We start from the raw sequence: 25,960 nt of genomic DNA, 5'->3' as shown, positions 1-25,960 counted from the left end.
CGCCGTGGGCCGGGCTGCGACACGCGGTCGCAGCCCGCTGCGGTCACATGCCCGAGTAGTTCGGGCCGCCGCCGCCCTGGGGGGTCACCCAGACGATGTTCTGGGTGGGATCCTTGATGTCGCAGGTCTTGCAGTGCACGCAGTTCTGCGCGTTGATCTGCAGGCGTGCGTTGTCGGCTTCGCCAACGAACTCGTACACGCCGGCCGGGCAGTAGCGCGCTTCCGGGCCGGCGTACTCGGCCAGGTTCACCTTCACCGGAATGCTCGGATCTTTAAGAGTCAGGTGGCTGGGCTGGTTCTCGTCGTGGTTGGTGCTGCTCAGGAACACCGAGCTGAGACGGTCGAAGGTCAGCACCCCGTCCGGCTTCGGGTAGCTGATGCGGGTGTGCTGGGCCGCCGGCTCCAGGCAGGCGTGGTCCGGCTGCGTACGGTGCAGCGTCCACGGCGGGTTGCGCACGCCCAGCTTCGGCAGCAGCCACTGCTCCACACCGGTCATCAGCGTGGCCACGGTCTGGCCCTTCTTGAACCACTGCTTGAAGTTCTTGGCCTGCTGCAGTTCGGTGAACAGCCAGCTGGCTTCGAAGGCCTGCGGATAGGCGCTCAGTTCATCATGCTGGCGATCGGCGGCCAGCGCGTCGAACGCGGCGTCGGCGCACAGCATGCCGGTCTTGATCGCGGCGTGGCTGCCCTTGATGCGGCTGGCGTTGAGATAACCGGCCTCGCAACCGACCAGCGCGCCACCGGGGAACACCGTCTTCGGCAGCGACAGCAGGCCGCCGGCGGTGATCGCACGCGCGCCGTAGCCGATGCGGGTACCGCCTTCCAGGTGCTTGCGGATCTGCGGATGGGTCTTGAATCGCTGGAATTCCTCGAACGGGCTCAGCCAGGGGTTCTTGTAGTCCAGGCCGACCACGTAGCCGATGGCGACCTTGCCGCCGTCGGCGTGGTAGAGGAACGCGCCGCCGTAGGTGTCGCTGTCCAGCGGCCAGCCGGCGGCGTGCACCACCAGGCCCGGCTCATGCCTGGCCGGGTCGATCTGCCACAGTTCCTTGATGCCGATGCCGTAGGCCTGCGGGTCCTTGCCTTCGTCCAGCCTGTAGCGGGCGATCAGCTGGCGGCCGAGGTGGCCGCGCGCGCCTTCGGCGAAGACCGTGTACTTCGCATGCAGCGCCATGCCGCGCTCGAAGGCCGGGCCGATGCTGCCGTCCTTCTCGATGCCCATGTCGCCGGTGGCCACGCCGATCACTTCGCCGTTGTCGCCGTACAGCACCTCGGCGGCGGCGAAGCCGGGGAAGATCGCAACCTCCAGCGCCTCGGCCTGCTGCGCCAGCCAGCGGGTCACTTCGCCCAGGCTGATGATGTAGTTGCCTTCGTTGTGGAAGCACTCCGGCAGCAGCGCATTGGGCGTGCTGCGCGACCCGGTCTCGCTGAGGAACAGGAACTCGTCGCGGGTGACCTTCTGCTTCAGCGGTGCGCCGCGTTCGGCCCAGTCCGGGAACAGTTCGGTCAGGGCGCGCGGGTCCATCACCGCACCGGACAGAACATGTGCACCGGGCTCGGAGCCCTTCTCCAGCACGCACACCGACAGTTCGCGGCCGGCTTCGATCGCACGCTGGCGCAGGCGGATCGCGGTGGCCAGCCCGGCTGGGCCGGCACCGACGATCACCACGTCGAACTCCATTACTTCACGCGGGGGCAGGGCGTTGGCTTCAGCGCTCATCGATTGCATGACTCGTGGGTAGTGCCGGTAGCAGGGCCACCGGCGGTTGCCTGAAAATCGCGCGTGCAGCCACGGCGAAACGGTTGTTTGAATGTGTCAGGGTACCGGGACGGGCGTGATCGAGCTAGATCGCCGATGTTCACGTCGTGATTGCTGCAGTGCAGCGTACGCCCGCAGCCGGATGGGAGCCGACCTTGGTCGGCACGCGCTTCCCGGATGACCGACAATGGCCCGGTCCCGACTGCGTGTGAGTGCCATGGCCCTGGATCCGTACGACCTGTTCGATGTCCGTTCCCTGCTCAGCGAGGAAGAGCGCGCAGTACAGGACAGCGTGGCGCGTTTCACCAACGAGCGCGTGCTGCCGATCATCGGCGATGCCTTCGACCAGGCGCGCTTCCCGGCCGAACTGGTACCGGAGATCGCATCGCTGGGCCTGCTGGGCGCGACACTGCCGGCCGAATACGGTGGCGGTGGCCTCGGCGCGGTCAGCTATGGCTTGATCTGCCAGGAGCTGGAGCGCGGCGATTCGGGCCTGCGCAGCTTCGTTTCGGTGCAGAGCTCGCTGTGCATGTATCCCATCTACGCGTACGGCAGCGAGGAACAGCGCCAGCAGTGGTTGCCGGCGATGGCACGCGGCGAACTGATCGGCTGCTTCGGCCTGACCGAGGCGCACGGTGGGTCCGACCCGGCCAGCATGAAGACCCGAGCGGTACGCGACGGCAGCGACTGGCGCATCAGCGGCAGCAAGATGTGGATCACCAGCGGCCCGGTGGCCGACCTGGCCATCGTCTGGGCACAGACCGAGGACGGCATCCAGGGCTTCGTGCTGGAGAAGGGCATGGCGGGTTTCACCACGCAGGAAATCAAGCACAAGATGAGCCTGCGCGCCTCGTTGACCGGCGCGCTGTTCTTCGACGATGTGCGCGTGCCCGACAGCCACCGCCTGCCGAACGTGAAGGGCCTGAAGGGGCCGCTCGGGTGCCTGACCCAGGCGCGTTACGGGATCAGCTGGGGCCCGATCGGCGCGGCCATCGCCTGCCTGGATGAAGCGCTGGGCTACGCCAAGGAGCGCGTGCTGTTCGGCCGCCCGCTGGCCGCCACCCAGAGCGCGCAGATCAAGCTGGCGGAAATGGCCCGCCGCATCACCACCGCCCAGCTGCTGGCCCTGCAACTGGGCCGGCTGAAGGAAGCCAGCCAGCTGCAGCCACAGCAGGTCAGCCTGGCCAAGTGGAACAACTGCCGCATGGCCATCGACATCGCCCGCGAGTGTCGCGATCTGCTCGGTGGGGCTGGCATCACCACCGAACACGTGGCGATCCGGCACGCGCTGAACCTCGAATCGGTGATCACCTATGAAGGCACCGAGACCGTGCATCAGCTGGTGATTGGCCGCGAACTGACCGGCATCAACGCGTTCTGACAGCGGGTTCCGATGGGTGCCAACCTTGGTCGGCACATTTCTTCGGCGCGCATCCGGGCATTGGTGCGGACCAAGGTCCGCACCCACCATAAGCAGGTCACACCCACCAGAGGCCGGTCACACGTACGTGTAGTGCCGAGCCCATGCTCGGCTGCTTCCTCTCACGCGCCGCCGGCAAACCCGTGCTGCCGCCAGGCTTCATACATCACCACGGCAACGGTGTTGGAAAGATTGAGGCTGCGGTTGTCCGGCCGCATCGGCAGGCGCAGGCGCCGGCCCTCCGGCAAGGCATCGAGCACGTCCTGCGGCAGGCCACGGCTTTCCGGGCCGAACAGGAAGGCATCGCCCTCTTCAAAGGCCACGCTGTCGTAGCGCACGCTGGCGCGGGTACTGAGTGCGAACAACCGCTTCGGTGCAATCCGCGCCAGCGCGGTGTCCAGATCAGGATGCACCTGCAGGCGCGAGTACTCGTGGTAATCCAGGCCGGCGCGCTTGAGCTGCTTGTCTTCCAGTGCGAAGCCCAGTGGCTCGACCAGGTGCAGCTGCGCGCCGGTGTTGGCGCAGAGCCGGATCACATTGCCCGTGTTGGGCGGGATTTCCGGTTGGAACAGGATCACGTGGAACGGGGGTGCGGCATTCATCGGCGCAGTGTACCTGCGACGGCTGCCAGTACGGCGCACGCCCTGCCAGGGCAGGGCGGGCACCGCTTACGGGCGCAGCAGGACCTGGGCGGTTTCGGTGGCCAGGGCTTGCAGGTCGGCTGCGCTCGGACGCACCTGCAGGGTCGGCAGGTTGACGATGACCGAGTTGGCGACGTTGGTGGCGGCGGCGGCCAGGGTGGCGGCGTAGCGCTGGGCTTCCAGTTCGGCGGCCAGGGCGACGCGCTGTTCCAGGCTCGGGCGCACTTCCACCGCGGCCAGGGTGGTGATCGGCATCGCGGCGGCGACCGGGGCGGCGGTGAAGCCGTCGCGTTCGGCCAGCTGCTCGGCGCTCGGCCGCACTTCCACGGTGGCCAGGGTCGGAATGCCGCTGGCCTGTTCCCAGGCCTGCTGGGCCAGTTGGTCGGCGGCCGGGCGAACCTGCACGGTGGCCAAGGTCTTGATGGATTCGGAGGCCTGCACCGACGAAACAACCGCGGTGCCGGCGATCAGGGCGATGGCGATGGCAATGGTCTTGGCGTTCATGACGGGGCCTGTTTAGTGTTGTTGAGCGGTGGTGTGGTAGTAAGGTAGAACACCAATTCGGGGGATGCAAGGGAAATTTTCGATTGCTTGCATTTGTTCAGTCTTCAGTCAGCTTTTGTCTGAAGCCCTTCTTGGCGCAGGAAGTACCAAGCAAACCCCGTGCCAACTTTTAATCATTGATTTGAAAGGGTTTTTATTCCGCCTGAAAGTGTCCGCGGGGCGGACACCTGTCCATCCGAGGGGGCGCGGACACTGTCCGGACGCGGGGGCGGGGGGAGACGTGACTGCTGTCGGGGGCCGCCGACAAGGCCCTGAACGGCTGCGAGGGCAAACACCCCCAGTGACTGCTGGCGGATTCCGGGCACCGGATGGGCACGCTAGGATCGGGCTTCACCAACGTGACCAAGGATCCGGAAATGTCTCTCGCCCTGCGCCCGCGTGCTGCACTGCTCGCTGTTGCCCTCAGCACTGCCCTGGGCACGCTCGCGCCCACTCCTGCACTGGCGGCCAAGACGGTCACGCCGGCCAAGGTCGATATTCCGTTCGAGCAGTTCACCCTGCCCAACGGGCTGCGCGTGATCGTGCATACCGATCGCAAGGCGCCGATCGTGGCGGTCAACGTCTGGTATCACGTCGGCAGCAAGGACGAGCCTGCGGGCCGCACCGGTTTCGCCCACCTGTTCGAACACCTGATGTTCCAGAGCAGCGAAAACCACGACGGCGAGTATTTCGAACCGTTCAAGCAGGTGGGTGCCACCGGCCAGAACGGCACCACCAATACCGATCGCACCAATTACTTCGAGAACGTGCCGACCACCGCGCTGGACATGGCGTTGTGGATGGAGTCGGACCGCATGGGCCATCTGCTCGGTGCGATCGACCAGGCGGCGCTGGACGAGCAGCGTGGCGTGGTGCAGAACGAGAAGCGCCAGGGCGAGAACCAGCCCTACGGCCAGGCCTGGGAGAAGCTCAACCGTGCGATGTACCCGGCCGGCCACCCATATCACCACAGCGTGATCGGCTCGATGAACGACCTCAACGCGGCCTCGCTGGATGACGTCAAGACCTGGTTCCGCACCTGGTATGGCCCGAACAACGCGGTGCTGGTGCTGGCAGGCGATATCGACGTGGCCACCGCCAAGGAGAAGGTGGCCCGTTACTTCGGCAGCATCCCGGCCGGTCCGAGCATGGCGCAGCCGAAGGTCGACGTGGCCAAGCGCCCGGCCGACACCCGCGAGACGATGACCGACAAGGTGCCGCAGTCGCGCATCTACCGCGCCTGGAACGTGCCGCAGGTCGGCACCACCGACGTCGACCAGCTGCAGCTGCTGGCCTATGTGCTCGGCGGCGCCAAGTCCTCGCGCCTGAGCCAGCGACTGCAGCACCAGGACAAGCTGGTGGACAACATCAGCGCCGGCGCCTACGCCTCGCAGCTGGGTTCCAACTTCATCGTCATGGCCACGGTGAAGCAGGGCCAGGATCCGGCCAAGGTCGAGAAGATCATCGACGAAGAACTGGACCGGTTGATCAAGGAGGGCCCCACGGCCGACGAGCTGGCGCGTGCCAAGACCGGCTCGCGCGCAGCGTTCATCCGCGGCATCGAGCGCATCGGTGGTTTCGGTGGCAAGGCCGACGCACTGGCCGAATGCGCGGTCTACACCGGCGACCCGGGCTGCTTCCGCACGTCGCTGGCCAACATCGACAAGGCGACCGCGGCCGACCTGAAGCGCCTGGGCGCACAGTGGCTGGACGTCGGCAGCCACACGCTGGTGGTCGAACCGGGCGAGCGCGTGGCGCTGAAGGAAGATCCCTCACAGGCGCCGAAGCCGTTCAACGTGCCGGCGGTGGACCCGAAGTACAGCACTCTGCCGGAGCAGGTGGACCGCAAGGCCGGCGTGCCGCAGACCCGTGAATTCCCGCAGCTGAAGTTCCCCGCCCTGCAGCGCGCCACGCTGAAGAACGGTACCCAGGTGGTGCTGGCCGAGCGCCACGAGATTCCGGTGGTGCAGTTCAGCTACCAGTTCCCGGGTGGCTTCACCGCCGACCAGGGCCGCAAGCCGGGCACCGCCAACTTCACCATGAACCTGATGACCGAAGGCGCCGGCAAGCTCGGCTCGCTGGCCTTCGCCGATGCCGCCGATGCGCTGGGTGCCAGCCTGGACGCCGGTGCCGGCCTGGATTCGGTGACCGTGGACCTGTCGGCACTGAAGGAGAACCTGGTGCCATCGCTGGCCCTGTACCGCGATCTGCTGCGCGAGCCGCGCTTCGAACAGGCCGAGATCGACCGGGTCAAGGCCACCTGGATCGCCGGCATCCAGCAGGAGAAGGTCAACCCGAACGCGGTGGCCATGCGCGTGCTGCCGCCGCTGCTGTACGGCAAAGGCCATCCGTACGCCATTCCGTTCACTGGCAGCGGCGATGAAGCGGCCATCAGCAGCCTCACCCGCGAGGATCTGGTCGACTTCCACCGCGACTGGCTGCGTCCGCAGGACGGCACCCTGATCGTGGTTGGCGATACCACGCTGGCCGAGATCGTGCCCCTGCTGGACAAGCAGCTGGGCGACTGGAAGGCCACGGGCGATGCGCCGCAGGTGAAGGCGGCCACCGATGTGGCGCTGCCGAAGGGCCCGCGCGTGTTCCTGATCGATCAGCCGGGTGCGGTGCAGGCAAACCTGTTCGCCGGCCAGGTGGTGCCGCCGTCCAGTGACGCCAGCTCGACCCGCTTCGATATCGCCAACGGTGTGATCGGCGGTGACTTCACCTCGCGGCTGAACATGAACCTGCGCGAGGACAAGCACTGGTCCTATGGTGCGCGCAGCAGTGCGCCGAACTCGGTCGGACAGCGGCCGTGGGCGGCCAGTGCCCCCGTGCAGATCGACAAGACCGGCCCGGCGCTGGCCGAGATGCAGAAGGAAATCGTCGAGTTCAGCACGGGCAGCAAGCCGGCCACCGCTGCCGAGGTCAACCGCATCCGCAACATCCAGACGCTGAGCCTGCCGGGCGCCTATGAGACCGCCAGTGCGGTCGCCGCGACCATCAGCAGCATCGTGCAGTTCAAGCGGCCGGATGACTATGTGCTGCGTCGCAAGGCCGAGATCGAGGCGATGACGCCGGCCCAGGTGCAGCAGGCTGCGGCCGAGATCAAGCCGCAGGCGCTGACCTGGGTAGTGGTGGGCGACCTCAAGCAGACCGAGGCGGCCGTGCGCGCGCTGAACCTGGGCGAGGTGACCGTGCTGGATGCCGAAGGCAAGCCGGTCAAGAAGTAAGGGACAGGCCTGCCCGCCACGGCGGGCAGGCCTCCCGGCTACCCTCGATTCAGGCGGTTCAGGCAGAATCCCCCTCATACCCTTCCAGGATCTGCCCATGCGCGTTCTGCTGCTTTCCTCCCTGCTGCTCACCGTCACCGCCTGTACCTGGGTGCCGATCGAACCGGCCGGGAAGACCGTCCGCGTGCTGCCGGCCGGGCCGGCGCCGACCGGCTGCATCACCAAGGGCGAGGTGGTGGTCACCGTGAAGAGCAAGGTCGGCTTCTACAACCGCAACCCGCTGCGCGTGCAGGAAGAACTGGAAACGCTGGCCCGCAACGAGGCCCCCAGCGCCGGCGCCAATGCCGTACAGGCCGCCGCACCGCCTGCCGATGGCAGCCAGCGCTTTGCCGCCTTCCAGTGCCCGCCGCGCTGAATCCTTCACCATACGGGCAAGCCTGAATTCGTAAAGATGCGGTGAAGGCCCGGGGGGTTATAGAATAGCGCCCCCTTTTGCCTGAGCCTTGGCGCTAACCTCGATGCTCTTCAAGAATGTCTCGATCGCCGGCCTGGCACACGTCGATGCGCCTCATACGCTGACGACGAAGGAAATCAACGAACGCCTGCAGCCGACGCTGGACCGGCTGGGCATCCGCACCGACGTGCTCGGCGATATCGCCGGCATCCACGCCCGCCGCCTGTGGGACAACGGCGTGCTGGCCTCGGACGCGGCCACCATGGCCGGTCGCAAGGCACTGGAAGATGCCGGCATCGAAGCCACCCAGGTCGGCCTGCTGGTCAATACCTCGGTCAGCCGCGACTACCTGGAGCCGTCCACGGCCTCCATCGTCTCGGGCAATCTGGGTGTCAGCGACGAATGCATGACGTTCGATGTCGCAAATGCCTGCCTGGCTTTCATCAACGGCATGGACATCGCAGCGCGCATGATCGAGCGCGGTGACATCGACTATGCGCTGGTGGTGGACGGCGAAACCGCCAACCTGGTGTACGAGAAGACGCTGGAGCGCATGACCGCACCGGACGTCACCGCCGACGATTTCCGCAACGAACTGGCGGCGCTGACCACCGGTTCGGGCGCTGCCGCGATGGTGATGGCGCGCTCGGAACTGGTGCCGGATGCCCCGCGCTACAAGGGCGGCGTCACCCGTTCGGCGACCGAATGGAACCAGCTGTGCCTGGGCAACTTGGACCGCATGGTGACCGACACCCGCCTGCTGCTGATCGAAGGCATCAAGCTGGCGCAGAAGACGTTCACTGCGGCCAAGATCGCGCTGGGCTGGGCGGTGGAAGAACTGGACCAGTTCGTCATCCACCAGGTCAGCCAGCCGCACACCGCAGCATTCATCAAGAACTTCGGCATCGACCCGAAGAAGGTCATGACCATCTTCGGCGAGCACGGCAACATCGGCCCGGCGTCGGTACCGATCGTGCTGAGCAAGCTCAAGCAGCTGGGCAAGCTGAAGAAGGGTGATCGCATCGCGCTTCTGGGCATCGGCTCGGGCCTGAACTGCTCGATGGCCGAAGTGGTCTGGTAAACAGACCCCTGCGTTGAATCCTGGGGCCGGTACTACCGGCCCTTTTTACAGGTGCGACCCGATGTCCAAGCTTCCCGGTTACCCCGCCCATCCCCAACGCTTCGAGGTCCGCCCCGGCCTGTCGATGAACTATCTCGACGAGGGCCCGCGCGACGGTGAGGTGGTGGTGATGGTGCACGGCAATCCGTCGTGGAGCTATTACTGGCGCACGCTGGTGGCCGGCCTGTCGGACAAGTACCGCTGCATCGTGCCCGACCACATCGGCATGGGCCTGTCGGACAAGCCCGATGACCGTGGCTACGCGTACACGCTGCAATCGCGCGTGGATGACCTCGATGCGCTGCTCAGGCACCTGGGCATCACCGGCCCGGTGACCCTGGCCGTGCACGACTGGGGCGGCATGATCGGCTTTGGCTGGGCGCTGTCGCACCACGCGCAGGTCAAGCGGCTGGTGGTGCTCAACACCGCCGCGTTCCCGATGCCGGCAGCGAAGAAGATGCCATGGCAGATCGCGCTCGGACGGCACTGGAAGATCGGCGAGTGGATCATCCGCACCTTCAATGCCTTCTCCGCCGGCGCATCGTGGCTGGGCGTGGAGCGGAAGATGCCCGCCGACGTGCGCCGCGCGTATGTATCGCCGTACAACAGCTACGCCAACCGCATCAGCACCATCCGCTTCATGCAGGACATTCCGCTGGGCCCGGCCGACAAGGCGTGGTCGCTGCTGGAGCGTGCAGGCAAGGCGCTGCCGTCGTTTGCTGATCGCCCGGCCTTCATAGGCTGGGGCCTGCGCGACTTCGTGTTCGACCACCATTTCCTGCAGGGCTTCCAGGCGGCGCTGCCGCAGGCCCAGGTGCATGCCTTCAAGGACGCGGGCCATTACGTGCTGGAAGACAAGCACGAGGTGCTGGTGCCGGAGATCCGCGCCTTCCTGGACGCGAACCCGATCTGATCGGATCCCCTCGGTAGCGCCGGGCCATGCCCGGCGTTGTCGTACAGGGGGTCAGAGCCCTTCCGTGCCGGAAACGGGCCCGACCCTGACCGTCACGCCGCGATCGGCGCCTGCGGCGGAGACGACGGGCTGCTGCCGTTGTCGTCCGGATGATCGTCGTCGTTGTCCGCCTCGTCGCGCCAGCGCCAGTCGGCCAGCGTCAGCGGGTCCAGGCCGTAGGCGATGCGGGCCTTGTCGCACTGCGGGCTGGCCTTGCCGTACTCCCATGAGGCATCCACTTCGCGGCACACGCTGGGCCGGTTGGGGTGGATCGTGCAGCGCGAATACACGCCGATCTGCGCATCCAGTGCCACGCAGCGCACCGGTTTGGAGTGGGTGCCGCGCATGCACAGGCGATGCGGGTCGAGCATTTCGGTCAGCTGGTGGGGCACGCCGCCCGGGGTGACCTCGTCCGATTCCATCCAGTGGAAGGCCACGCGGTACTGGGTGCAGCAGGCGCCGCAGGTCATGCAGGGGTGTTGCATGGGCAAGCCGCCTCGGGCGGCAGTCGGAATCGGGAACGAGGCTGCGGATTTTCCACGAAGTGAGCCGCCGCGCAAGAAATTCCGTAAGCGGCGACAATGAACGGATGAACCGACCCTGCAACATTGCTGCGCGGTTGCCTGAACTGGCCCGTGAACGCCCCGACCAGATCGCCATCCGCTGCCCCGGCCGCCGCGGCGCCGGCAACGGCATGGCGGCCTACGATGTGACCCTGGACTATCGGCAGCTGGATGCCCGCAGCGACGCCATGGCCGCCGGCCTGGCCGGCTACGGGATTGGGCGCGGCGTGCGCACGGTGGTGATGGTGCGGCCCTCGCCGGAGTTCTTCCTGCTGATGTTCGCCCTGTTCAAGCTGGGTGCGGTGCCGGTGCTGGTCGATCCCGGCATCGACCGGCGCGCGCTGAAGCAGTGCCTGGACGAAGCCCAGCCGGAGGCCTTCATCGGCATCCCGCTGGCCCACGTGGCACGGCTGGCGCTGCGCTGGGCGCCGTCGGCGACCCGCCTGGTCACGGTGGGACGGCGGCTGGCCTGGGGCGGGACCACCCTGGCCGCGCTGGAGCGCGCGGGCGCGCAGGCCGGGCCGATGCTGGCGGCCACCGACGGCGAGGACATGGCCGCGATCCTGTTCACCAGCGGCTCTACGGGCGTGCCCAAGGGCGTGGTCTACCGCCATCGCCATTTCCTGGGCCAGATCGAGCTGCTGGGCAGCGCCTTCGGCATGGAGGCCGGCGGGGTGGACCTGCCGACCTTCCCGCCCTTCGCCCTGTTCGATCCCGCATTGGGGTTGACCTCGGTGATCCCGGACATGGACCCCACGCGGCCCGCGCAGGCCGATCCGGCACGCCTGCATGATGCGATCCAACGCTTCGGCGTGACCCAGCTGTTCGGCTCGCCTGCGCTGATGCGGGTCCTGGCCCGCCATGGCCGGCCGCTGCCGTCGGTGACCCGGGTGACCTCGGCCGGTGCCCCGGTTCCGCCGGATGTGGTCGCCACCATCCGTGGCCTGCTGCCGGCCGGCGCGCAGTTCTGGACGCCGTACGGTGCCACCGAATGCCTGCCGGTGGCGGTGGTGGAAGGCCATGAACTGGAGCGCACCCGTGCGGCCACCGAGGGCGGTGCGGGTACCTGCGTGGGCAACGTGGTGGCCCCGAACGAAGTGCGCATCATCGCCATCGACGATGCACCGCTGGCCGACTGGTCGCAGGTGCGCGTGCTGGCCACCGGCGAGGTGGGCGAGATCACCGTGGCCGGCCCCACCGCCACCGACAGCTATTTCAATCGCCCGCAGGCCACCGCTGCGGCGAAGATTGCCGAAACGCTGGCCGATGGCAGTACCCGCATCGTGCATCGCATGGGCGATGTCGGCTATTTCGACGCGCAGGGCCGTTTGTGGTTCTGCGGACGCAAGACCCAGCGCGTGGAAACCCCGCACGGCCCGCTCTACACCGAACAGGTCGAGCCGGTGTTCAACACGGTGCAGGGCGTGGCACGCACCGCGCTGGTCGGCGTGGGTCCCGCGGGCGCGCAGGTGCCGGTCCTGTGCGTGGAGCTGCAGCGTGGACAGTCCGACAGCCCGGCGCTGCATGAAGTGCTGCGCGCCCTTGCCGGCGCACGCCTGCCCGAGGCCGGGCTGCAGCACTTCCTGGTGCATCCGGCGTTTCCCGTCGATATCCGTCACAACGCCAAGATCGGCCGCGAGAAGCTCGCCGTCTGGGCCAGCGCCGAACTGGAGAAGCGCGCATGAAGATCCTGGTCACCGGTGGTGGTGGTTTCCTTGGCCAGGCGCTGTGCCGCGGGCTGGTCGAGCGCGGCCACCAGGTGCTGGCATTCAACCGCAGCCACTACCCGGCGCTGCAGGCGCTGGGAGTGGGCCAGATCCGTGGCGACCTGGCGGACCCGCAGGCCGTGCTGCATGCGGTGGCCGGTGTCGATGCGGTATTCCACAACGGTGCCAAGGCCGGTGCCTGGGGAAGTTACGACAGCTACCACCAGGCCAATGTGGTCGGCACCGACAATGTCATCGCTGCCTGCCGTGCGCATGGCATCGGCAGGCTGGTCTATACCTCCACACCGAGCGTGACCCATCGTGCCACCCACCCGGTGGAAGGACTGGGCGCGGACGAGGTGCCCTACGGCGAGGATTTCCAGGCGCCGTACGCGGCGACCAAGGCGATCGCCGAACAACGGGTGCTGGCCGCCAACGACGCGACGCTGGCCACGGTGGCGCTGCGTCCGCGCCTGATCTGGGGGCCGGGCGACCAGCAGCTGGTGCCGCGTCTGGCCGAGCGCGCACGGCAGGGCCGGCTGCGCCTGGTCGGTGATGGCAGCAACAAGGTCGACACCACCTACATCGACAACGCCGCGCTGGCGCACTTCCTGGCATTCGAGGCGCTGGGCCCGGCGGCGGCCTGCGCCGGCAAGGCCTACTTCATCTCCAATGGCGAGCCACTGCCGATGCGCGAGCTGGTCAACAAGTTGCTGCAGGCCGTGGGCGCCCCCCCTGTGGAGAAGGCAATCAGCTTCAGGACCGCCTACCGGATCGGTGCGATCTGCGAGCGCCTGTGGCCGCTGCTGCGGTTGCGCGGCGAGCCGCCGTTGACGCGTTTCCTCGCCGAGCAGCTGTGCACGCCGCACTGGTACAGCATGGAGCCGGCGCGCCGTGATTTCGGCTATGTGCCGCAGGTCAGCATCGAGGAAGGGCTGCGTCGGCTGAAGGCCGCGTCGTCATGACGGCAGCCTCACGGCGCTGAAGACTTCATCGCGCGCAGAACCGGCCATCACCGGTTGCACACCGCCGGACCGGGAGGATGGACCCCACGCCACCCACGGCCGAATATCTGCGAGGAGCGCCATGCTGCATTACGCCGTCATTTTCTTCGTCATCGCCATCATCGCCGCCGTGCTCGGTTTCTCCGGCATCGCCGGCGCGGCCAGCAACATTGCCTGGATCCTGTTCGTGGTGTTCCTGGTCCTGGCGGTGATCTCGATGTTCCGCAAGCGCGGCTAGTGAGCCCCGGAGCAGTGCCGGTCGATGGCCGGTACTGCTCCGGCGGAAGCGGTTGTTTGCTGTAGTACCGGGTACTGCCTGGCCTACAGCAGCCTCTGATCGGCTTCGTGCCGTTCCAGCGCCAGTTCGATCAGGCGCGTGATCAGCGTGGTGTAATCCACGCCACTGGCGCCCCACAGCTTCGGGTACATGCTGATGCGGGTGAAGCCCGGCAGCGTGTTGACCTCGTTGATGACGACGCGGCCGTCGCCGGTCAGGAACACATCCACTCTGGCCATGCCGGCGCACTCCAGCGCCTGATACGCCTGCAGGGCGATCTGCCTGATCCGCTGCTGGGTGGCATCATCGATGTCGGCCGGGACCACAACGTCGGCGCCATTCTCGTTGAGGTACTTGGTGTCGTAGGCATAGAACTCGTCGTGCACCACCACTTCGCCACACACGCTGGCCTGCGGCTGCTCGTTGCCGAGCACCGCACATTCGATCTCGCGGCCGGCCACGGCCGCTTCCACCAGAACCTTGTGGTCGTAGCGCAGCGCCCCTTCCAGCGCGGCCGCGAAGCCGGCAGCGTCCTTGACCTTGCTCACCCCCACCGACGAACCCTGGTTGGCCGGCTTCACGAACAGCGGCAGACCGAGCTGGGCGATGACGCCGTCGACATCGATGTTCGCAGCCTGGTGGCGACGGATGCACTGCCAGGGCGCCACCTGCAGGCCGGCATCGCGCAGCAGGCGCTTGGTCACGTCCTTGTCCATGGCCACGGCCGAGCCCAGCACCGGTGAACCGACGAAGGGCAGGTTGGCCATGCGCAGCAGGCCCTGCAGCGCGCCATCCTCACCCAGCGGACCATGCACGATCGGCAGGACAACGTCGATCTGGCCGAGCACGGCAGCCGGATCGGCGGGCTGCAGCTGCGCCTGTCCGGCGCCCGGGTGCACCGACAGCGCGACGCCGGACCGGTGCAGCGCGATGCGCGCCGGATCATCGGCGTTGAGCAGGAAGCTCCCGGCCTGGCTCAGATGCCATCGGCCCTGCTTGTCGATGCCGATCAGCACCGGCTCGAAGCGCTCGTGGTCGAGTGCGTCGAGGATGTTCTTCGCCGACTGCAGCGAGACTTCGTGCTCGGAGGACGTACCACCGAAAATGATGCCGACCCGGGTCCTGCTCATGGGCAATGCGATGTCCTGGACGTTGCGTGGCCCCACAGCATGGACCTTCCTTCGCCCGGCAGGTGAGGCGGAGATGAACCCGCACCCATCCGCGCTGCCCGGCCCAAGCCCGGCACCCACGAAGGTAGAATGGGGCCATGGCTCTTTCCCTGCTCAAGTCCCTCAAGCCGGTCGCCGGCCGTGCCCTGCAGATCGCCCTGAACCGCGCCCTGGCGCTGGATCCGGATACCCGCCACGCGTTGGCCGGTCTGGATGGCCGCCATATCGATCTGACCCTGGAGGCTCCTGCGCTGGCCATGCGCATCAGCGTTGACGGTGACCAGCTGCGGGTGGGGCCGGTGGATGCGCAGGAAGCCGATCTGGCCGTACGCAGCAGCTTGTCGGGGGTGCTGGCCCAGCTGCCGCTGCTGGCCAATGCCCGGCGCGCCGACAGCACCGGCAAGGGACGCGTGCGCGTGGCCGGCGATGCTGAGTTGGCGCGCCGCCTGCAGCAGCTGGCCAAGGGCTTTGACCCGGACTGGCAGCAGCCGTTCGTCAGTGTGTTCGGCGAGGTGCTGGGCGTACAGGTGGCCAACACACTGCGCGGCGCGCTGCAGCACGCCCGCCAGGGCGTGATCGATCTGGCGCACAGTGCAGCCGAATTCATTACCGAGGAATCGCGCGACGTGGTGCCGCGCGCCGAGCTGGACGCGTTCCACGACGATGTGGATGTGCTGCGCGATGATGTCGAGCGCCTGGGTGCACGCGTGCAGCGCCTGCGGGGTGCGGCATGAAGGCGGTGCTGCGGGCCAGCCGCATCGGCCGGGTGATCCTGCGCTACCGCCTGGATGACCTGCTGCAGGACACGCCGGCCGAACGCTGGCTGCGCCTGGCCAAACCCTTCGTTCCGCGGGCCTCGGCCGACATCGCCGCGCAATCGCGTGGCGCACGCCTGCGCCTGGCGCTGCAGGACCTGGGTCCGATCTTCGTCAAGTTCGGGCAGATCCTGTCGACCCGTCGCGACCTGGTGCCGCCGGACGTGGCCAACGAACTGACCCTGCTGCAGGACCGGGTCAAGCCGTTCGACGGCGACACCGCGCGCCGCATCGTCGAGGACGCGCTGGGCCTGCCGGTCAGCGAAGCCTTTGCCAGCTTCGATACCGAACCGCTGGCGTCGGCCTCGATCGCGCAGGTCCATGCGGCCACGCTGGCCGATGGCCGCCAGGTGGTGGTCAAGGTGCTGCGCCCGGGCATCGAGAAGCAGATCGACGCCGATATCGCCCTGCTCAATTCACTGGCCGCGCTGGTTGAGCGCACCCACCCGCGTGCCGACAAGATCCGCCCGCGCGAAGTCGTGGCGGAAGTGGAGAACACCCTGGCCGCCGAGCTGGACCTGCAGCGCGAAGGCGCCAACGCCAGCGTGCTGCGCCGCTTCTGGGAGAACTCCGACGACCTGTACGTGCCGGAAGTGATCTGGAGCCACACGGCCGAGCGCGCGCTGACCCTGGAGCGCGTGTGGGGCATTCCCTCCGATGACATCGTGGCACTGGACGCCGCCGGGATCGATCGCAAGGCGCTGGCCGCCAAGGGCGTGCGGGTGTTCTACACCCAGGTGTTCCGCGACAACTTCTTCCACGCCGATGCGCATGCCGGCAACATCTGGGTCGACCCCGATCCGGCACGCCGCAGCGATCCGCGCTTCATCGCGCTGGACTTCGGCATCATGGGCCAGCTGTCGCAGGAAGATCAGTACTACCTGGCCGAGAACTTCATGGCCATCTTCAACCGCGACTACCGCCGCATCGCCGAGTTGCACGTGCAGGCGCGCTGGATGCCCGACCACGTGCGCATCGACGACCTGGAAGCGGCGGTGCGGTCGGTGTGCGAGCCGTACTTCACCCGCCCGCTGTCGCAGATCTCGCTGGCGGAAGTGCTGATGAAGCTGTTCCGCGTGGCGCAGCGCTACCAGCTGACGCTGCAGCCGCAGCTGATCCTGCTGCAGAAGACCCTGTTGAACATCGAAGGCGTCGGTCGCCAGCTCGACCCGCAGATCGATATCTGGGCGGTGGCCAAGCCGGTACTGGCGAAGATCCTGCGCGAGCGCTACAGCCCGCGCAGGGTGATGCGCGAGCTCGGCAAGCGCCTGCCGGAAATCATGACCCACGCACCGGACATGCCCCGCCTGGTGCATGCCTGGCTGACCCAGCAGGTGGAGGGACGTCACGAGCTGGCGATGCGCTCGCGCGATCTGGTATCGCTCGATGCCAGCGTGCAGCGCCTGCAGAAGCATGCGGTCGGTGCCATCACCGGCGTCGGCCTGCTTGCCATTGCCGCCTTGATGTACGTGCTGCAGCCGCCCGGCTGGTACTGGGGCGACCTCCCGATGTGGAGCTGGCTGTCGGGCGCGGTGGGTGTGGCCGCATTGGCCCGGGCGTGGTGGAAGTAGCCGGCGTGCTGCAGGCGCTCAAGGACGAACTGGTGCGCTTTGGCGCCGACAACGATGCGCGCGAAAGCGAGCGGGCCCGGCGCATGCTCAACATCACGCCGGATACCGGTGCGCTGCTGTCGCTGCTGGTACGTTTCGGACAGGCCCGGCGCGTGCTGGAGATCGGCACCTCCAACGGCTATTCCACGCTGTGGCTGGCCGAGGCTGCCGCTGCCATCGACGGCCATGTGACCACGCTCGAGTACGCTGCCGACAAGGTGGCCCTGGCCGGCGCGACCTTCGCCCGCAGCGGCCTGCAGGCGCATATCACCCTGATGCACGCTGACGCCGGGGCGTGGCTGGCGCAGGCGGCCGATGCCAGCATCGACCTGCTGTTCCTCGATTCGGATCGCGAGCAGTACGCTGGCTGGTGGCCGCACCTGCGCCGCGTGCTGCGGCCCGGTGGCCTGCTGGTGGTGGACAACGCGATCTCCCACGCCGAACAGATGGAGCCGCTGCGTGCGGCACTGGTGGCCGATCCTGATGTCAGCGTCAGCCTGGTGCCGGTGGGCAACGGTGAACTGCTGGCACTGCGCAACGTTTGACTGCCTCGCGGCACAAACCCGGGGTCAGATCCCTTTTCCGCAGGAAAAGGGATCTGACCCCATACAGGCCGCCCGTATAATCGCGCGGTGAGCACCGAACCCGATACCCTCGCCGCGGTCGAGACCGACACCGCCCCCCTTCGGCTCCTGCACCTGGATGAACGCCTGGCGGTGGTCGACAAGCCGGCCGGGCTGATGGTCCATGACAGCAAGCTGGCCCGTGGCGAAGATGATTTCCTGGCCGATCGCCTGCGTGAGCAGCTCGGGCGCCCGATCTTTCTGGTGCATCGGCTGGATCGTGCCACCAGTGGCTGCCTGCTGCTGGCCTTCGACCGTGACACCGCCAGTGCGCTGGGCAAGGCCCTGATGGGCGGCGAGGTGGCCAAGGACTACCTGACCATCTGCCGCGGCTGGCCGGCCGAGGCGTCCTGGCGGGTCGACCACGACCTCGACGGCGGCCCCGGAAAACCGGTCAAGAAGCCTGCCATCACCGACTTCCAGTGCCTGGCTACCGGCGAGCTGCCGGTGCCGGTCGGCGAGTTCGCCCGTTCGCGCTATGCGCTGCTGCGCTGCCAGCCGCAGACCGGACGGTTCCGGCAGATCCGCCGGCATCTCAAGCATCTTTCGCACCACATGATCGGCGACACCAGCCACGGCGACGGCCGCCACAACCGCATCTTCCGCATGCAGGGGGTGCACCGCATGCTGCTGCACGCCGAGCGCCTGCGTTTTCCGCATCCCGAGGGCGGCACGGTGGATGTGCGGGCGCCGCTGGACCGGGAATTCCAGAAGGCACTGGACCTGTTCGGCTGGCGGGTGGAGTGAAGGCAGCGCCGGGCATGGCCCGGCGCTACCGCCTCACTTCTTTTCCGGCTCGTTGACGATCGCTTCCAGATCCTTCTGCAGGTCGGCGAACAGCGGCTGCATGCGCGACTGGATGGCCACCATCACGTTCTGCATCAGCGCCGGGGTCTTGTCGAGCAGACTCTGGCCCGCCGGGCTCTCGTAGAACTCGGCCATCGCCAGCACGTCTTCCTTGCTGAAGGTCTTCTTGTAGAGATCCACGTACATCGGCCGCAGCTGCTGCCATGACAGGGCCTGGCGCAGGGTCTGGCTGGTCCGTGCCTGGATGCGCTTGAGCTGCTCCTGCTGCTGGGCATTGAGCTGGCGCTGCGACGCGACCTGCTGGAACTGCTGCTGCTGCATCGCCTCGATCTGCGGCAGCATGGTGTCGATCATGCTCTGCGCGCGGGAGGCCGACAGCAGGCGGTTGATGTCGCCGTCGGTCGGCGCGGCGGCCAGGACCGGGGCGCTGGCCACGGCAAGCGCCAGCAGAAGGGCAGCACGGCGCAGCAGGGCGGGCAGGGTGGATGCGGAGCGGATCATGCGAAGCTTCCTGCGGTACATGGGACGGCCAGCATACCCGCTGGCAAGGCGAAGGCGGCGTGTTCGGTGCCTGATCGGCGGCATACGGCGCGCGATGCCGCACTCCACCACGTGGCTGCCGTTACAATGCGCGGATGGGCAGTGGACCGGTCACCATCAGCGCGCAGCTTGAGATCCCCGACGGCGAGATCGTCGAGCGTTTCGTGCGTGCCAGTGGTGCCGGTGGCCAGAACGTCAACAAGGTGTCCACCGCGGTGGAACTGCGTTTCGACGTGGCCAACTCGCCCTCGTTGCCCGAACCGTTGCGCGCGCGCCTGCTGGCGCGGCGTGACCGGCGGATGACCGGCGAAGGCGTGCTGGTCATCGACGCGCAACGCTTCCGGACCCAGGATCGCAATCGCGAGGATGCGCGCGAGCGGCTGGCGGCCTTCATCCAGGCCGGGTTGAGCGTGCCCAAACCGCGCAAGGCCACCAAGCCGACCCTCGGGTCGAAACTGCGTCGTCTGGACGCCAAACGCGGGCGCGCGCAGATCAAGCGCGGGCGCTCCTCACGTGACTGGGAGTGATTGCTTGAACAACCCGACTCCGTTGCTGCCGGCCATCCCGCCGAACATGCCGCAGGTCAGATCCAACCCGTTCCTGCGCTGGCTGGCGCGCTGCACCCTGCGCATGGGCGGCTGGAAGGTGGTCGGCACCCTGCCGGACATCCCGAAGCTGGTCTTCATCATCGCCCCGCACTCGTCCAACTGGGACGGGTTCTGGGGCATGGCGGCCAAGATCGCACTGGGCATGAAGGTCAAGGTGCTGGGCAAGGCGTCGCTGTTCTGGTGGCCGCTGGGCCCGCTGCTGCACCGGCTGGGCGTGATCCCGCTGGACCGCAGCTCGCCGCAGGGAACCGTCGGCCAGGCCGTGGACCTGATCCGCAACAACGACAGGATGTGGTTCGCGATCACCCCTGAAGGCACCCGCAAGGCGGTCAAGGAATGGAAGGCCGGATTCCTGAAGATCGCGCGGATGGCCGATGTGCCGATCCTGACCGCCTATTTCCATTATCCGGAGAAGGTCATCGGCGTCGGTCCGCTGTTCCATCCCACCGGCGATGACGTGGCCGACATGGCCGCCATCCGCGAGTTCTACCGGCCCTGGATCGGCAAGACCCGCGGTACGGTCTGAGCCGGCCGCCAGTGAAGGTCCAGACGCCACGTCCGGCACATGCCGGGCGAGCGCGACAGGAGTAGGGTGGACGGTCGGCATCCCATCCCGTCTGCCCAAGGAGCGTTTTACATGTCGCGTACCGTAGTCCTGGCCGCCGCCATCAGCCTGGCGCTGGCGGCCTGTTCCGGCAAGGAGTCCACCCCCGTGTCCGCAGCCCAGAATACCCCGGCCCAGCAGCCGGCCGATGCCTCCACCAACCCGCTGCTGAGCGCCAGCACGCTGCCGTTCCAGGCGCCGCCGTTCGACAAGATCAAGGACAGCGACTACCTGCCGGCGTTCGAGGAAGGCATGCGCCAGCACCTGGCCGACGTGCGCAAGATCGCCGACAACAGCGAGCCGGCCACCTTCGACAACACCATCGTGGCGATGGAGCGCAGCGGCGAGACCCTGACCCGCGTGTCGCGCATCTTCTTCGGCCTGGTGCAGGCCGATACCAACGATGCGCGCCAGAAGATCCAGGAAGAAGTCGCGCCGAAACTGGCCGCGCACCAGGACGAGATCAGCCTCGACCCGAAGCTGTTCGCACGCGTGAAGTCGCTGTACGACCAGCGTGACACGCTGGGCCTGGACCCGGTGCAGAAGCGCCTGGTCGAGCATTACTACGATGGCCTGGTGCGTGCCGGTGCGCAGCTGTCCGACGCCGACAAGGCCAGCCTGCGCAAGCTCAACGTGGAAGAGACCACGCTTTCCACCCAGTTCCATACCCGCCTGGTCGCCGCCACCGCTGCCGCTGCCGTCATCGTGGACGACAAGGCCAAGCTGGCCGGCCTGGATGAGAACGCGATCAACACCGCAGCTGCCGATGCGAAGGCGCGCAAGCTTGACGGCAAGTTCCTGCTGCCGCTGCAGAACACCACCCAGCAGCCGGTGCTTGGTTCGCTGAGCGACCGCGACCAGCGCGCCGCCGTGCTCAAGGCCTCGGAAACCCGCGCCGAGCGCGGTGATGCCAACGACACCCGCCAGACCGTGCAGCGCCTGGCCCAGCTGCGTGCGCAGAAGGCCAAGCTGCTGGGTTTCGACACCTTCGCCGACTACCAGCTGGGCGACCAGATGGCCAAGACCCCGGCCGCCGCGCTGAAGCTGCTGACTGACACCGTGCCGGCTGCCACCGCCAAGGCACGTGCCGAAGCCGGCGAGATCCAGAAGGTGATCGACGCGCAGAAGGGCGGTTTCCAGGTTGCGGCCTCGGACTGGGACTTCTACGCCGAGCAGGTGCGCAAGGCCAAGTACGATCTGGATGAGTCGCAGATCAAGCCCTATTTCGAGCTGGACAACGTGCTGCAGAACGGCGTCTTCTACGCCGCCACCCAGCTGTACGGCATCACCTTCAAGCCACGTACCGACATCCCGACCTACCACCCGGACATGAAGGTGTATGAAGTGTTCGACAAGGACGGCACCTCGCTGGCCCTGTTCTACACCGACTACTTCAAGCGTGACAGCAAGTCCGGTGGCGCGTGGATGGACGTGTTCGTCGAGCAGGATGGCCTGACCGGCGCCAAGCCGGTGGTCTACAACGTCTGCAACTTCACCAAGCCGGCCGAAGGCCAGCCGGCGCTGTTGAGCTTCGACGACGTCACCACCCTGTTCCACGAGTTCGGCCACGCCCTGCACGGCATGTTCTCGAACGTGAAGTACCCCTCGATCGCCGGCACGGCCACCTCGCGCGATTTCGTCGAGTTCCCGTCGCAGTTCAACGAGCACTGGGCGCTGGATCCGAAGGTGTTCGCCAACTACGCCAAGAACTACAAGACCGGCGAGCCGATGCCGCAGGAACTGGTCGACAAGATCCTCAAGGCGCGCAGCTTCAACCAGGGCTACGCCACCACCGAGTACCTGTCGGCTGCGCTGCTGGACCTGGCCTGGCACACGCAGAAGGCCGACGCGCCGCTGCAGGATGTCGGAGCCTTCGAAGCCAGCGCGCTGAAGAAGTTCAAGGTCGATCTGCCGCAGGTTCCGCCGCGCTACCGCACCACCTACTTCGACCACATCTGGGGCGGTGGCTACTCGGCCGGCTACTACGCCTACTTCTGGGCGGAAGTGCTCGACCATGACGCCTTCCAGTGGTTCACCGAGAACGGTGGCCTGACCGCGGCCAATGGCCAGCAATTCCGCGACAAGATCCTCTCGCGCGGCAACAGCGTGGAGCTGTCGACCCTGTACCGCGATTTCCGCGGCAAGGACCCGTCGGTGGAACCGCTGCTGAAGTTCCGCGGGCTGAAGTAAGAAAGCGAAAACGGCGGGGGCGACCCCGCCGTTTTTCTTTCTGTAGCGTCGAGCCATGCTCGACGTTCTTCCGTAGAGCCGAGCCCATGCTCGGCTGATGTTTCCTGGAAAGGCAGCCGAGCATGGGCTCGGCTCTACAAACAGCGTTACGTCCCCACGTGCACCCTGTTCGCCTGTTCGGCAAGGCCCAGGTGATCCAGCGCGATATCCAGCGCCAGCACGTAGCTCTGCGCGCCATAGCCGGCGGCGATGCCCAGGCGCTGGCCGATGCCGGCCGGCAGACAGGGCTCAGCCACCGCGCCGTCGTCATGCACCTCCACGTAGGCGTTGTGCAGATAGGGCAGCAGGCGCTGCAGACGCAGGCTGCCGGCACACGCGCCGGGATCGAGCAATGTCACTTCGCCGCGGCTGTGATCGGCCACGCGCAGGGCATCCAGCAGTTCCTGTTCCGAACCGCAGGCACGGATGGCCACGCTGGTGCCGGCATCGATCGCACGGTGTACCAGCGACTTCAGTACCGGTGCCGGCAGCGGCAGTGCGGTACGGATCAATGTGCCGGCCGCTTCCGGGCCGCGGATGATGAAGATCGACATGGCTCAGCCCTCCTGCGCCAGGCGGCGGCCGACGATGGCCAGCGACAGCGGATAACCGGCCTGCTGGCTGCGCTGGTCGACCACCACCGCGGCCGGCCCATGCTGCAGGCGCAGGCGCGCGTCCAGGCCGGGTTCGCGGGCGCTCTGCAGTTCGATGTACTGCGCCGGCAGCCGCTCCAGGGCGGCCTGCAGCGCGCTGCCCTCGGCCTGCCATTGCGCCTCGTCGGCCACGCCCACGTCCAGCAGTACCCAGTCGGCCGAGCGCGCCTGCGGCTGGCACAGGCACTGGCGCACTTCGGACAGGCTGGCGCAGTCGCTGCACAGCACGCGGTGGCCGGACAACTGCGCCGGCAGCTGCGGACGCGGTGCCGATGAAGAGGCGTGGCGGATCACCAGGAGGGTCATACAACACCTTGCGGAAAGCGCCGTTCGGCGCGGTGGGCAGACGATGCGCGCTGTGCCCGTAAAGGTGCGATGCCGGGCGCCGGGCCCGGGCGTAAAACCTGCGTAACCCTGCATCGGCAGCGCCGCGCCATGCCCGGCGAGCACATGGCGCGGCCGTTCCAACACTCGGCCGGGCATGGCCCGGCGCGACCGGGAACCTCTTGCACCCGGATGGGGTCTGAAGACCCTGCCACCCCATCGGAACCTGACATGGATGCTGTTGCCCGACCGCCGTTCCCGCAACGCGCTCTCGCCTGGCTGAAGAAGGAGGCGCTGCCGCTGCTGCTCATGCTGGGCCTGCTCGCCGCCGCCCGCGACACCCTCGCCAATCATTACGTGGTGCCCAGTGGCTCGATGCAGCCGACCCTGCAGCCCGGTGACCGGGTGGTGGTGGACATGCGTGCCTATGGCCTGCGCCTGCCGTTCACCAACACGTCCCTGCTGTCCACCGGCCAGCCGCAGCGCGGCGAGGTGGCGGTATTCGATTCGCCTGCCGACGGCACCCGCTTGATCAAGCGGGTCGCCGCCGTGGCCGGCGACCACGTGCAACTGCACGAGGGCCACCTGAGCATCAACGGCCACCCGCTGCAGATGGCCGACCTGCAGGACGTGGAGGCCTTCGGCAGCCGCCGTGCCCGCCTGGACCTGGACATGGGCGGTGGTCCCGACATTGCGGATCTGGTGGTACCGGCCGGCAAGCTGCTGGTACTGGGGGATCATCGCGGCAACAGTTTCGATGGCCGCTTCTTCGGCTTTGTCGACGCCGACAAAGTCTACGGGCGCGCGGTGGCCGTCTACTACCGTCGTGGCGATGGCTTCCAGTGGCAGCACCTGTGAGCTGAATCGATACGTCAGGGATATCAATCCTGACTTTTCAGGTTATGGATCGACTGGGTGGACGGGCCTAGTCTGGGGCCCGTTCCCTCCACCCCGGCCGCCCCCAACGGCCCATCGATCCCATGACTGGCGAAACCGCCGCGGCCCCCGAACGTCGCTTCCCTCCTGCCGATTCCAGCCCCGAGACGCGCATCCAGCAGGGCACGCCAGCGTTCCGCCGCACTGCGGTCGCGTTGTTCCTGGCCGGCTTCTCCACCTTTGGCCTGCTGTACACGGTGCAGCCGTTGCTGCCCGAGTTCAGCCGCCACTTCGGCGTCTCCGCCGCCGGCAGCGCGATGTCGCTGTCACTGACCACCGGCACGCTGGCCGTGGCGATGCTGCTGGCCGGGCTGCTGTCCGACGCCGTGGGCCGCAGGCCGTTGATGATCGTCGCCCTGCTGGCCTCGGCCATCCTCTCGCTGAGTACCGCCCTGGTCGATGACTGGACCACGCTGCTGGTGCTGCGCACCCTGCTGGGCCTGGCCCTGAGTGGCGTGCCGGCGGTGGCGATGACCTATCTGGTCGAAGAAATGGACAGCCGCGCACTGGGCCTGGCGATGGGCCTGTACATCGGCGGCAACGCGATTGGTGGCATGAGCGGGCGCCTGCTCGCCGGCATCATCGCCGACCATTGGGGGTGGCGCTGGGGCATCGGCGTGGTCTCGATCATCGCCGTGGCCAGCACCGTGCTGCTGTGGCTGCAGCTGCCGCCATCGCGGCATTTCCAGGCCCGTCGCGGCGGCCTGCGCCAGCTGCCGTCGCGCTGGCGCACGTTGTTCGCCGATCCCGGCCTGCCGTGGCTGTTCGCCACCTCCTTCGTGTTGATGGGCGTATTCGTCACCCTCTACAACTACCTCGGCTATCACCTGCTGGCGCCGCCGTACCACCTCAGCCAGACCGTGGTCGGGCTGATCTTCAGCGTCTACCTGGTCGGTACGTTCAGCTCGGCATGGATGGGCCAACAGGCCACGCGGTACGGCCGTGGGCGCGTCCTGTCGATCTCCTTCGTGCTTATCGGTGCCGGCATCGCGCTGCTGGCGATGCCGTGGCTGACCACGATGGCGCTGGGCATCGCGCTGGTGACCTTCGGCTTCTTCGGCGGTCATTCGGTCGCCAGCAGCTGGGTCGGCAGCCGGGCGGGCATGATGCGCGCGGAAGCCTCGGCACTGTATCTGTTCGCCTACTACCTGGGGTCGAGCGTGCTGGGCGGTGTGGGCGGGCTTGCCTACGCCGCGTGGGACTGGCTGGGGGTGTGCGCGTTCGCGGCAGTGCTGACCCTGCTTGGCGGTGGCATCGTCTGGGCGTTGCAGCAGCGTGCCCCGCAGCCGGTGACGGCCTGATGCTCGCCGGGCATGGCCCGGCGCTACCGTTTCGACCCTGACCGGGTAGCGCCGGGCCATGCCCGGCGAGCGCGC

General features: G+C 67.5%; 25 protein-coding genes. 17 read left to right on the top strand and 8 right to left on the bottom strand.

Features of this window, described 5'->3' with window-relative positions; all coding sequences use genetic code 11:
* Window positions 1-43: 43 nt before the first annotated feature.
* The gene (locus AC5P76_RS11065) at window positions 44-1,720 is read right to left on the bottom strand and encodes an electron transfer flavoprotein-ubiquinone oxidoreductase (protein ID WP_253118342.1); all 1,677 of its coding nucleotides are present in this window, start codon (window positions 1,718-1,720) and stop codon (window positions 44-46) included.
* Between the two features lie 256 nt (window positions 1,721-1,976).
* Between AC5P76_RS11065 and AC5P76_RS11060 the strand changes: the two genes are divergently transcribed.
* Complete coding sequence (locus AC5P76_RS11060; protein WP_253118428.1) at window positions 1,977-3,140, top strand: acyl-CoA dehydrogenase family protein; 1,164 nt, start codon at window positions 1,977-1,979, stop codon at window positions 3,138-3,140.
* A gap of 161 nt (window positions 3,141-3,301) precedes the next feature.
* Here the strand turns inward: AC5P76_RS11060 and AC5P76_RS11055 are convergent, their stop codons facing one another.
* Window positions 3,302-3,781: a tRNA (cytidine(34)-2'-O)-methyltransferase gene (locus AC5P76_RS11055; RefSeq protein ID WP_111186523.1), complete on the bottom strand. Its 480-nt coding sequence runs from the start codon at window positions 3,779-3,781 to the stop codon at window positions 3,302-3,304.
* Window positions 3,782-3,847: 66 nt separating this feature from the next.
* Window positions 3,848-4,324: an XAC0231 family protein gene (locus AC5P76_RS11050; protein WP_253118341.1), complete on the bottom strand. Its 477-nt coding sequence runs from the start codon at window positions 4,322-4,324 to the stop codon at window positions 3,848-3,850.
* Between the two features lie 416 nt (window positions 4,325-4,740).
* On the opposite strand from AC5P76_RS11050, the gene AC5P76_RS11045 reads away from it, so the two are divergent.
* The 4 genes from AC5P76_RS11045 to AC5P76_RS11030 all read left to right on the top strand — a co-directional run bounded on the left by AC5P76_RS11045 (window position 4,741) and on the right by AC5P76_RS11030 (window position 10,077).
* A complete protein-coding gene (locus AC5P76_RS11045) occupies window positions 4,741-7,590 on the top strand; it encodes a M16 family metallopeptidase (protein ID WP_053518421.1) in 2,850 nt (949 codons plus the stop codon).
* 97 nt (window positions 7,591-7,687) lie between these two features.
* On the top strand, window positions 7,688-8,005 hold the full coding sequence (locus tag AC5P76_RS11040; RefSeq protein ID WP_053518422.1) for a DUF4156 domain-containing protein: 318 nt from the start codon (window positions 7,688-7,690) through the stop codon (window positions 8,003-8,005).
* Window positions 8,006-8,108: 103 nt separating this feature from the next.
* Window positions 8,109-9,125: a 3-oxoacyl-ACP synthase III gene (locus AC5P76_RS11035; protein ID WP_008264841.1), complete on the top strand. Its 1,017-nt coding sequence runs from the start codon at window positions 8,109-8,111 to the stop codon at window positions 9,123-9,125.
* A gap of 61 nt (window positions 9,126-9,186) precedes the next feature.
* On the top strand, window positions 9,187-10,077 hold the full coding sequence (locus tag AC5P76_RS11030; protein ID WP_053518424.1) for an alpha/beta fold hydrolase: 891 nt from the start codon (window positions 9,187-9,189) through the stop codon (window positions 10,075-10,077).
* Between the two features lie 92 nt (window positions 10,078-10,169).
* Here the strand turns inward: AC5P76_RS11030 and AC5P76_RS11025 are convergent, their stop codons facing one another.
* Window positions 10,170-10,601 (bottom strand): YkgJ family cysteine cluster protein, encoded by a 432-nt coding sequence (locus AC5P76_RS11025; RefSeq protein ID WP_253118340.1) that lies wholly within the window; start codon window positions 10,599-10,601, stop codon window positions 10,170-10,172.
* A gap of 104 nt (window positions 10,602-10,705) precedes the next feature.
* Here AC5P76_RS11025 and oleC point away from each other — a divergent pair, with 104 nt between their 5' ends.
* The 3 genes from oleC (at window position 10,706) to AC5P76_RS11010 (ending at window position 13,627) form a co-directional block, all read left to right on the top strand.
* On the top strand, window positions 10,706-12,364 hold the full coding sequence (oleC, locus tag AC5P76_RS11020; RefSeq protein ID WP_065182050.1) for an olefin beta-lactone synthetase: 1,659 nt from the start codon (window positions 10,706-10,708) through the stop codon (window positions 12,362-12,364).
* Entirely contained in the window at window positions 12,361-13,350 is a 990-nt protein-coding gene (gene oleD / locus AC5P76_RS11015; protein ID WP_053518428.1) for a 2-alkyl-3-oxoalkanoate reductase, read from the top strand. Before oleC ends, oleD begins: the two co-directional genes overlap by 4 nt.
* Before the next feature lie 121 nt (window positions 13,351-13,471).
* On the top strand, window positions 13,472-13,627 hold the full coding sequence (locus tag AC5P76_RS11010; RefSeq protein WP_004153593.1) for a DUF1328 domain-containing protein: 156 nt from the start codon (window positions 13,472-13,474) through the stop codon (window positions 13,625-13,627).
* A gap of 83 nt (window positions 13,628-13,710) precedes the next feature.
* On the opposite strand, the gene ddlA is transcribed toward AC5P76_RS11010, so the two are convergent.
* Entirely contained in the window at window positions 13,711-14,796 is a 1,086-nt protein-coding gene (gene ddlA, locus AC5P76_RS11005; protein WP_253118339.1) for a D-alanine--D-alanine ligase, read from the bottom strand.
* Between the two features lie 137 nt (window positions 14,797-14,933).
* Here ddlA and AC5P76_RS11000 point away from each other — a divergent pair, with 137 nt between their 5' ends.
* From AC5P76_RS11000 to AC5P76_RS10985, 4 genes are all read left to right on the top strand, one after another.
* Window positions 14,934-15,569 (top strand): ubiquinone biosynthesis accessory factor UbiJ, encoded by a 636-nt coding sequence (locus AC5P76_RS11000; protein WP_053518430.1) that lies wholly within the window; start codon window positions 14,934-14,936, stop codon window positions 15,567-15,569.
* Window positions 15,566-17,221, top strand: a complete 1,656-nt coding sequence (gene ubiB / locus AC5P76_RS10995; protein ID WP_065174173.1) for a ubiquinone biosynthesis regulatory protein kinase UbiB — start codon at window positions 15,566-15,568, stop codon at window positions 17,219-17,221. The genes AC5P76_RS11000 and ubiB overlap by 4 nt, the downstream gene beginning before the upstream one ends.
* Window positions 17,222-17,226: 5 nt before the next feature.
* A complete protein-coding gene (locus AC5P76_RS10990) occupies window positions 17,227-17,805 on the top strand; it encodes an O-methyltransferase (protein WP_065174174.1) in 579 nt (192 codons plus the stop codon).
* A gap of 87 nt (window positions 17,806-17,892) precedes the next feature.
* Complete coding sequence (locus AC5P76_RS10985) at window positions 17,893-18,630, top strand: pseudouridine synthase (protein WP_053518434.1); 738 nt, start codon at window positions 17,893-17,895, stop codon at window positions 18,628-18,630.
* Window positions 18,631-18,663: 33 nt separating this feature from the next.
* On the opposite strand, the gene AC5P76_RS10980 is transcribed toward AC5P76_RS10985, so the two are convergent.
* Complete coding sequence (locus AC5P76_RS10980; protein WP_065174175.1) at window positions 18,664-19,191, bottom strand: DUF2059 domain-containing protein; 528 nt, start codon at window positions 19,189-19,191, stop codon at window positions 18,664-18,666.
* Window positions 19,192-19,325: 134 nt separating this feature from the next.
* On the opposite strand from AC5P76_RS10980, the gene arfB reads away from it, so the two are divergent.
* The 3 genes from arfB (at window position 19,326) to dcp (ending at window position 22,632) form a co-directional block, all read left to right on the top strand.
* Window positions 19,326-19,757 (top strand): alternative ribosome rescue aminoacyl-tRNA hydrolase ArfB, encoded by a 432-nt coding sequence (arfB, locus tag AC5P76_RS10975; protein ID WP_005420755.1) that lies wholly within the window; start codon window positions 19,326-19,328, stop codon window positions 19,755-19,757.
* 4 nt (window positions 19,758-19,761) lie between these two features.
* Window positions 19,762-20,364 carry a lysophospholipid acyltransferase family protein gene (locus AC5P76_RS10970; RefSeq protein WP_053518437.1) on the top strand — a complete coding sequence of 201 codons (603 nt, stop codon included), beginning with the start codon at window positions 19,762-19,764 and terminating at the stop codon, window positions 20,362-20,364.
* Window positions 20,365-20,475: 111 nt separating this feature from the next.
* Window positions 20,476-22,632 (top strand): peptidyl-dipeptidase Dcp, encoded by a 2,157-nt coding sequence (gene dcp / locus AC5P76_RS10965; protein ID WP_065174176.1) that lies wholly within the window; start codon window positions 20,476-20,478, stop codon window positions 22,630-22,632.
* A 146-nt stretch (window positions 22,633-22,778) separates the two neighbouring features.
* On the opposite strand, the gene AC5P76_RS10960 is transcribed toward dcp, so the two are convergent.
* Both AC5P76_RS10960 and AC5P76_RS10955 read right to left on the bottom strand, forming a co-directional pair.
* A complete protein-coding gene (locus tag AC5P76_RS10960) occupies window positions 22,779-23,225 on the bottom strand; it encodes a hypothetical protein (RefSeq protein ID WP_053518439.1) in 447 nt (148 codons plus the stop codon).
* Between the two features lie 3 nt (window positions 23,226-23,228).
* Entirely contained in the window at window positions 23,229-23,630 is a 402-nt protein-coding gene (locus tag AC5P76_RS10955) for a hypothetical protein (RefSeq protein WP_065174177.1), read from the bottom strand.
* Window positions 23,631-23,879: 249 nt separating this feature from the next.
* Between AC5P76_RS10955 and lepB the strand changes: the two genes are divergently transcribed.
* Both lepB and AC5P76_RS10945 read left to right on the top strand, forming a co-directional pair.
* Window positions 23,880-24,506, top strand: coding sequence for a signal peptidase I (lepB, locus tag AC5P76_RS10950; protein ID WP_065174178.1), 627 nt, complete (start codon window positions 23,880-23,882; stop codon window positions 24,504-24,506).
* Window positions 24,507-24,628: 122 nt separating this feature from the next.
* A complete protein-coding gene (locus AC5P76_RS10945) occupies window positions 24,629-25,885 on the top strand; it encodes an MFS transporter (RefSeq protein WP_065182046.1) in 1,257 nt (418 codons plus the stop codon).
* Window positions 25,886-25,960 lie beyond the last annotated feature (75 nt).

The organism is Stenotrophomonas sp. YJH_SMC_36 (assembly GCF_059369935.1).
The sequence above is the reverse complement of the archived record's forward strand: the minus strand, read 5'-3'. Positions and strand labels throughout refer to the sequence as shown.

Coding starts and splice junctions, on each gene's coding strand:
- AC5P76_RS10980 (WP_065174175.1), bottom strand. CDS start 19,191: ATGATCCGCTCCGCATCCACCCTGCCCGCCCTGCTGCGCCGTGCTGCC.
- AC5P76_RS11025 (WP_253118340.1), bottom strand. CDS start 10,601: ATGCAACACCCCTGCATGACCTGCGGCGCCTGCTGCACCCAGTACCGC.
- AC5P76_RS11035 (WP_008264841.1), top strand. CDS start 8,109: ATGCTCTTCAAGAATGTCTCGATCGCCGGCCTGGCACACGTCGATGCG.
- oleC (WP_065182050.1), top strand. CDS start 10,706: ATGAACCGACCCTGCAACATTGCTGCGCGGTTGCCTGAACTGGCCCGT.
- AC5P76_RS10960 (WP_053518439.1), bottom strand. CDS start 23,225: ATGTCGATCTTCATCATCCGCGGCCCGGAAGCGGCCGGCACATTGATC.
- oleD (WP_053518428.1), top strand. CDS start 12,361: ATGAAGATCCTGGTCACCGGTGGTGGTGGTTTCCTTGGCCAGGCGCTG.
- AC5P76_RS11045 (WP_053518421.1), top strand. CDS start 4,741: ATGTCTCTCGCCCTGCGCCCGCGTGCTGCACTGCTCGCTGTTGCCCTC.
- AC5P76_RS11000 (WP_053518430.1), top strand. CDS start 14,934: ATGGCTCTTTCCCTGCTCAAGTCCCTCAAGCCGGTCGCCGGCCGTGCC.
- AC5P76_RS10945 (WP_065182046.1), top strand. CDS start 24,629: ATGACTGGCGAAACCGCCGCGGCCCCCGAACGTCGCTTCCCTCCTGCC.
- lepB (WP_065174178.1), top strand. CDS start 23,880: ATGGATGCTGTTGCCCGACCGCCGTTCCCGCAACGCGCTCTCGCCTGG.
- AC5P76_RS11030 (WP_053518424.1), top strand. CDS start 9,187: ATGTCCAAGCTTCCCGGTTACCCCGCCCATCCCCAACGCTTCGAGGTC.
- AC5P76_RS11055 (WP_111186523.1), bottom strand. CDS start 3,781: ATGAATGCCGCACCCCCGTTCCACGTGATCCTGTTCCAACCGGAAATC.
- AC5P76_RS11060 (WP_253118428.1), top strand. CDS start 1,977: ATGGCCCTGGATCCGTACGACCTGTTCGATGTCCGTTCCCTGCTCAGC.
- AC5P76_RS11065 (WP_253118342.1), bottom strand. CDS start 1,720: ATGAGCGCTGAAGCCAACGCCCTGCCCCCGCGTGAAGTAATGGAGTTC.
- AC5P76_RS11040 (WP_053518422.1), top strand. CDS start 7,688: ATGCGCGTTCTGCTGCTTTCCTCCCTGCTGCTCACCGTCACCGCCTGT.
- AC5P76_RS10955 (WP_065174177.1), bottom strand. CDS start 23,630: ATGACCCTCCTGGTGATCCGCCACGCCTCTTCATCGGCACCGCGTCCG.
- dcp (WP_065174176.1), top strand. CDS start 20,476: ATGTCGCGTACCGTAGTCCTGGCCGCCGCCATCAGCCTGGCGCTGGCG.
- ddlA (WP_253118339.1), bottom strand. CDS start 14,796: ATGAGCAGGACCCGGGTCGGCATCATTTTCGGTGGTACGTCCTCCGAG.
- ubiB (WP_065174173.1), top strand. CDS start 15,566: ATGAAGGCGGTGCTGCGGGCCAGCCGCATCGGCCGGGTGATCCTGCGC.
- AC5P76_RS11010 (WP_004153593.1), top strand. CDS start 13,472: ATGCTGCATTACGCCGTCATTTTCTTCGTCATCGCCATCATCGCCGCC.
- arfB (WP_005420755.1), top strand. CDS start 19,326: ATGGGCAGTGGACCGGTCACCATCAGCGCGCAGCTTGAGATCCCCGAC.
- AC5P76_RS11050 (WP_253118341.1), bottom strand. CDS start 4,324: ATGAACGCCAAGACCATTGCCATCGCCATCGCCCTGATCGCCGGCACC.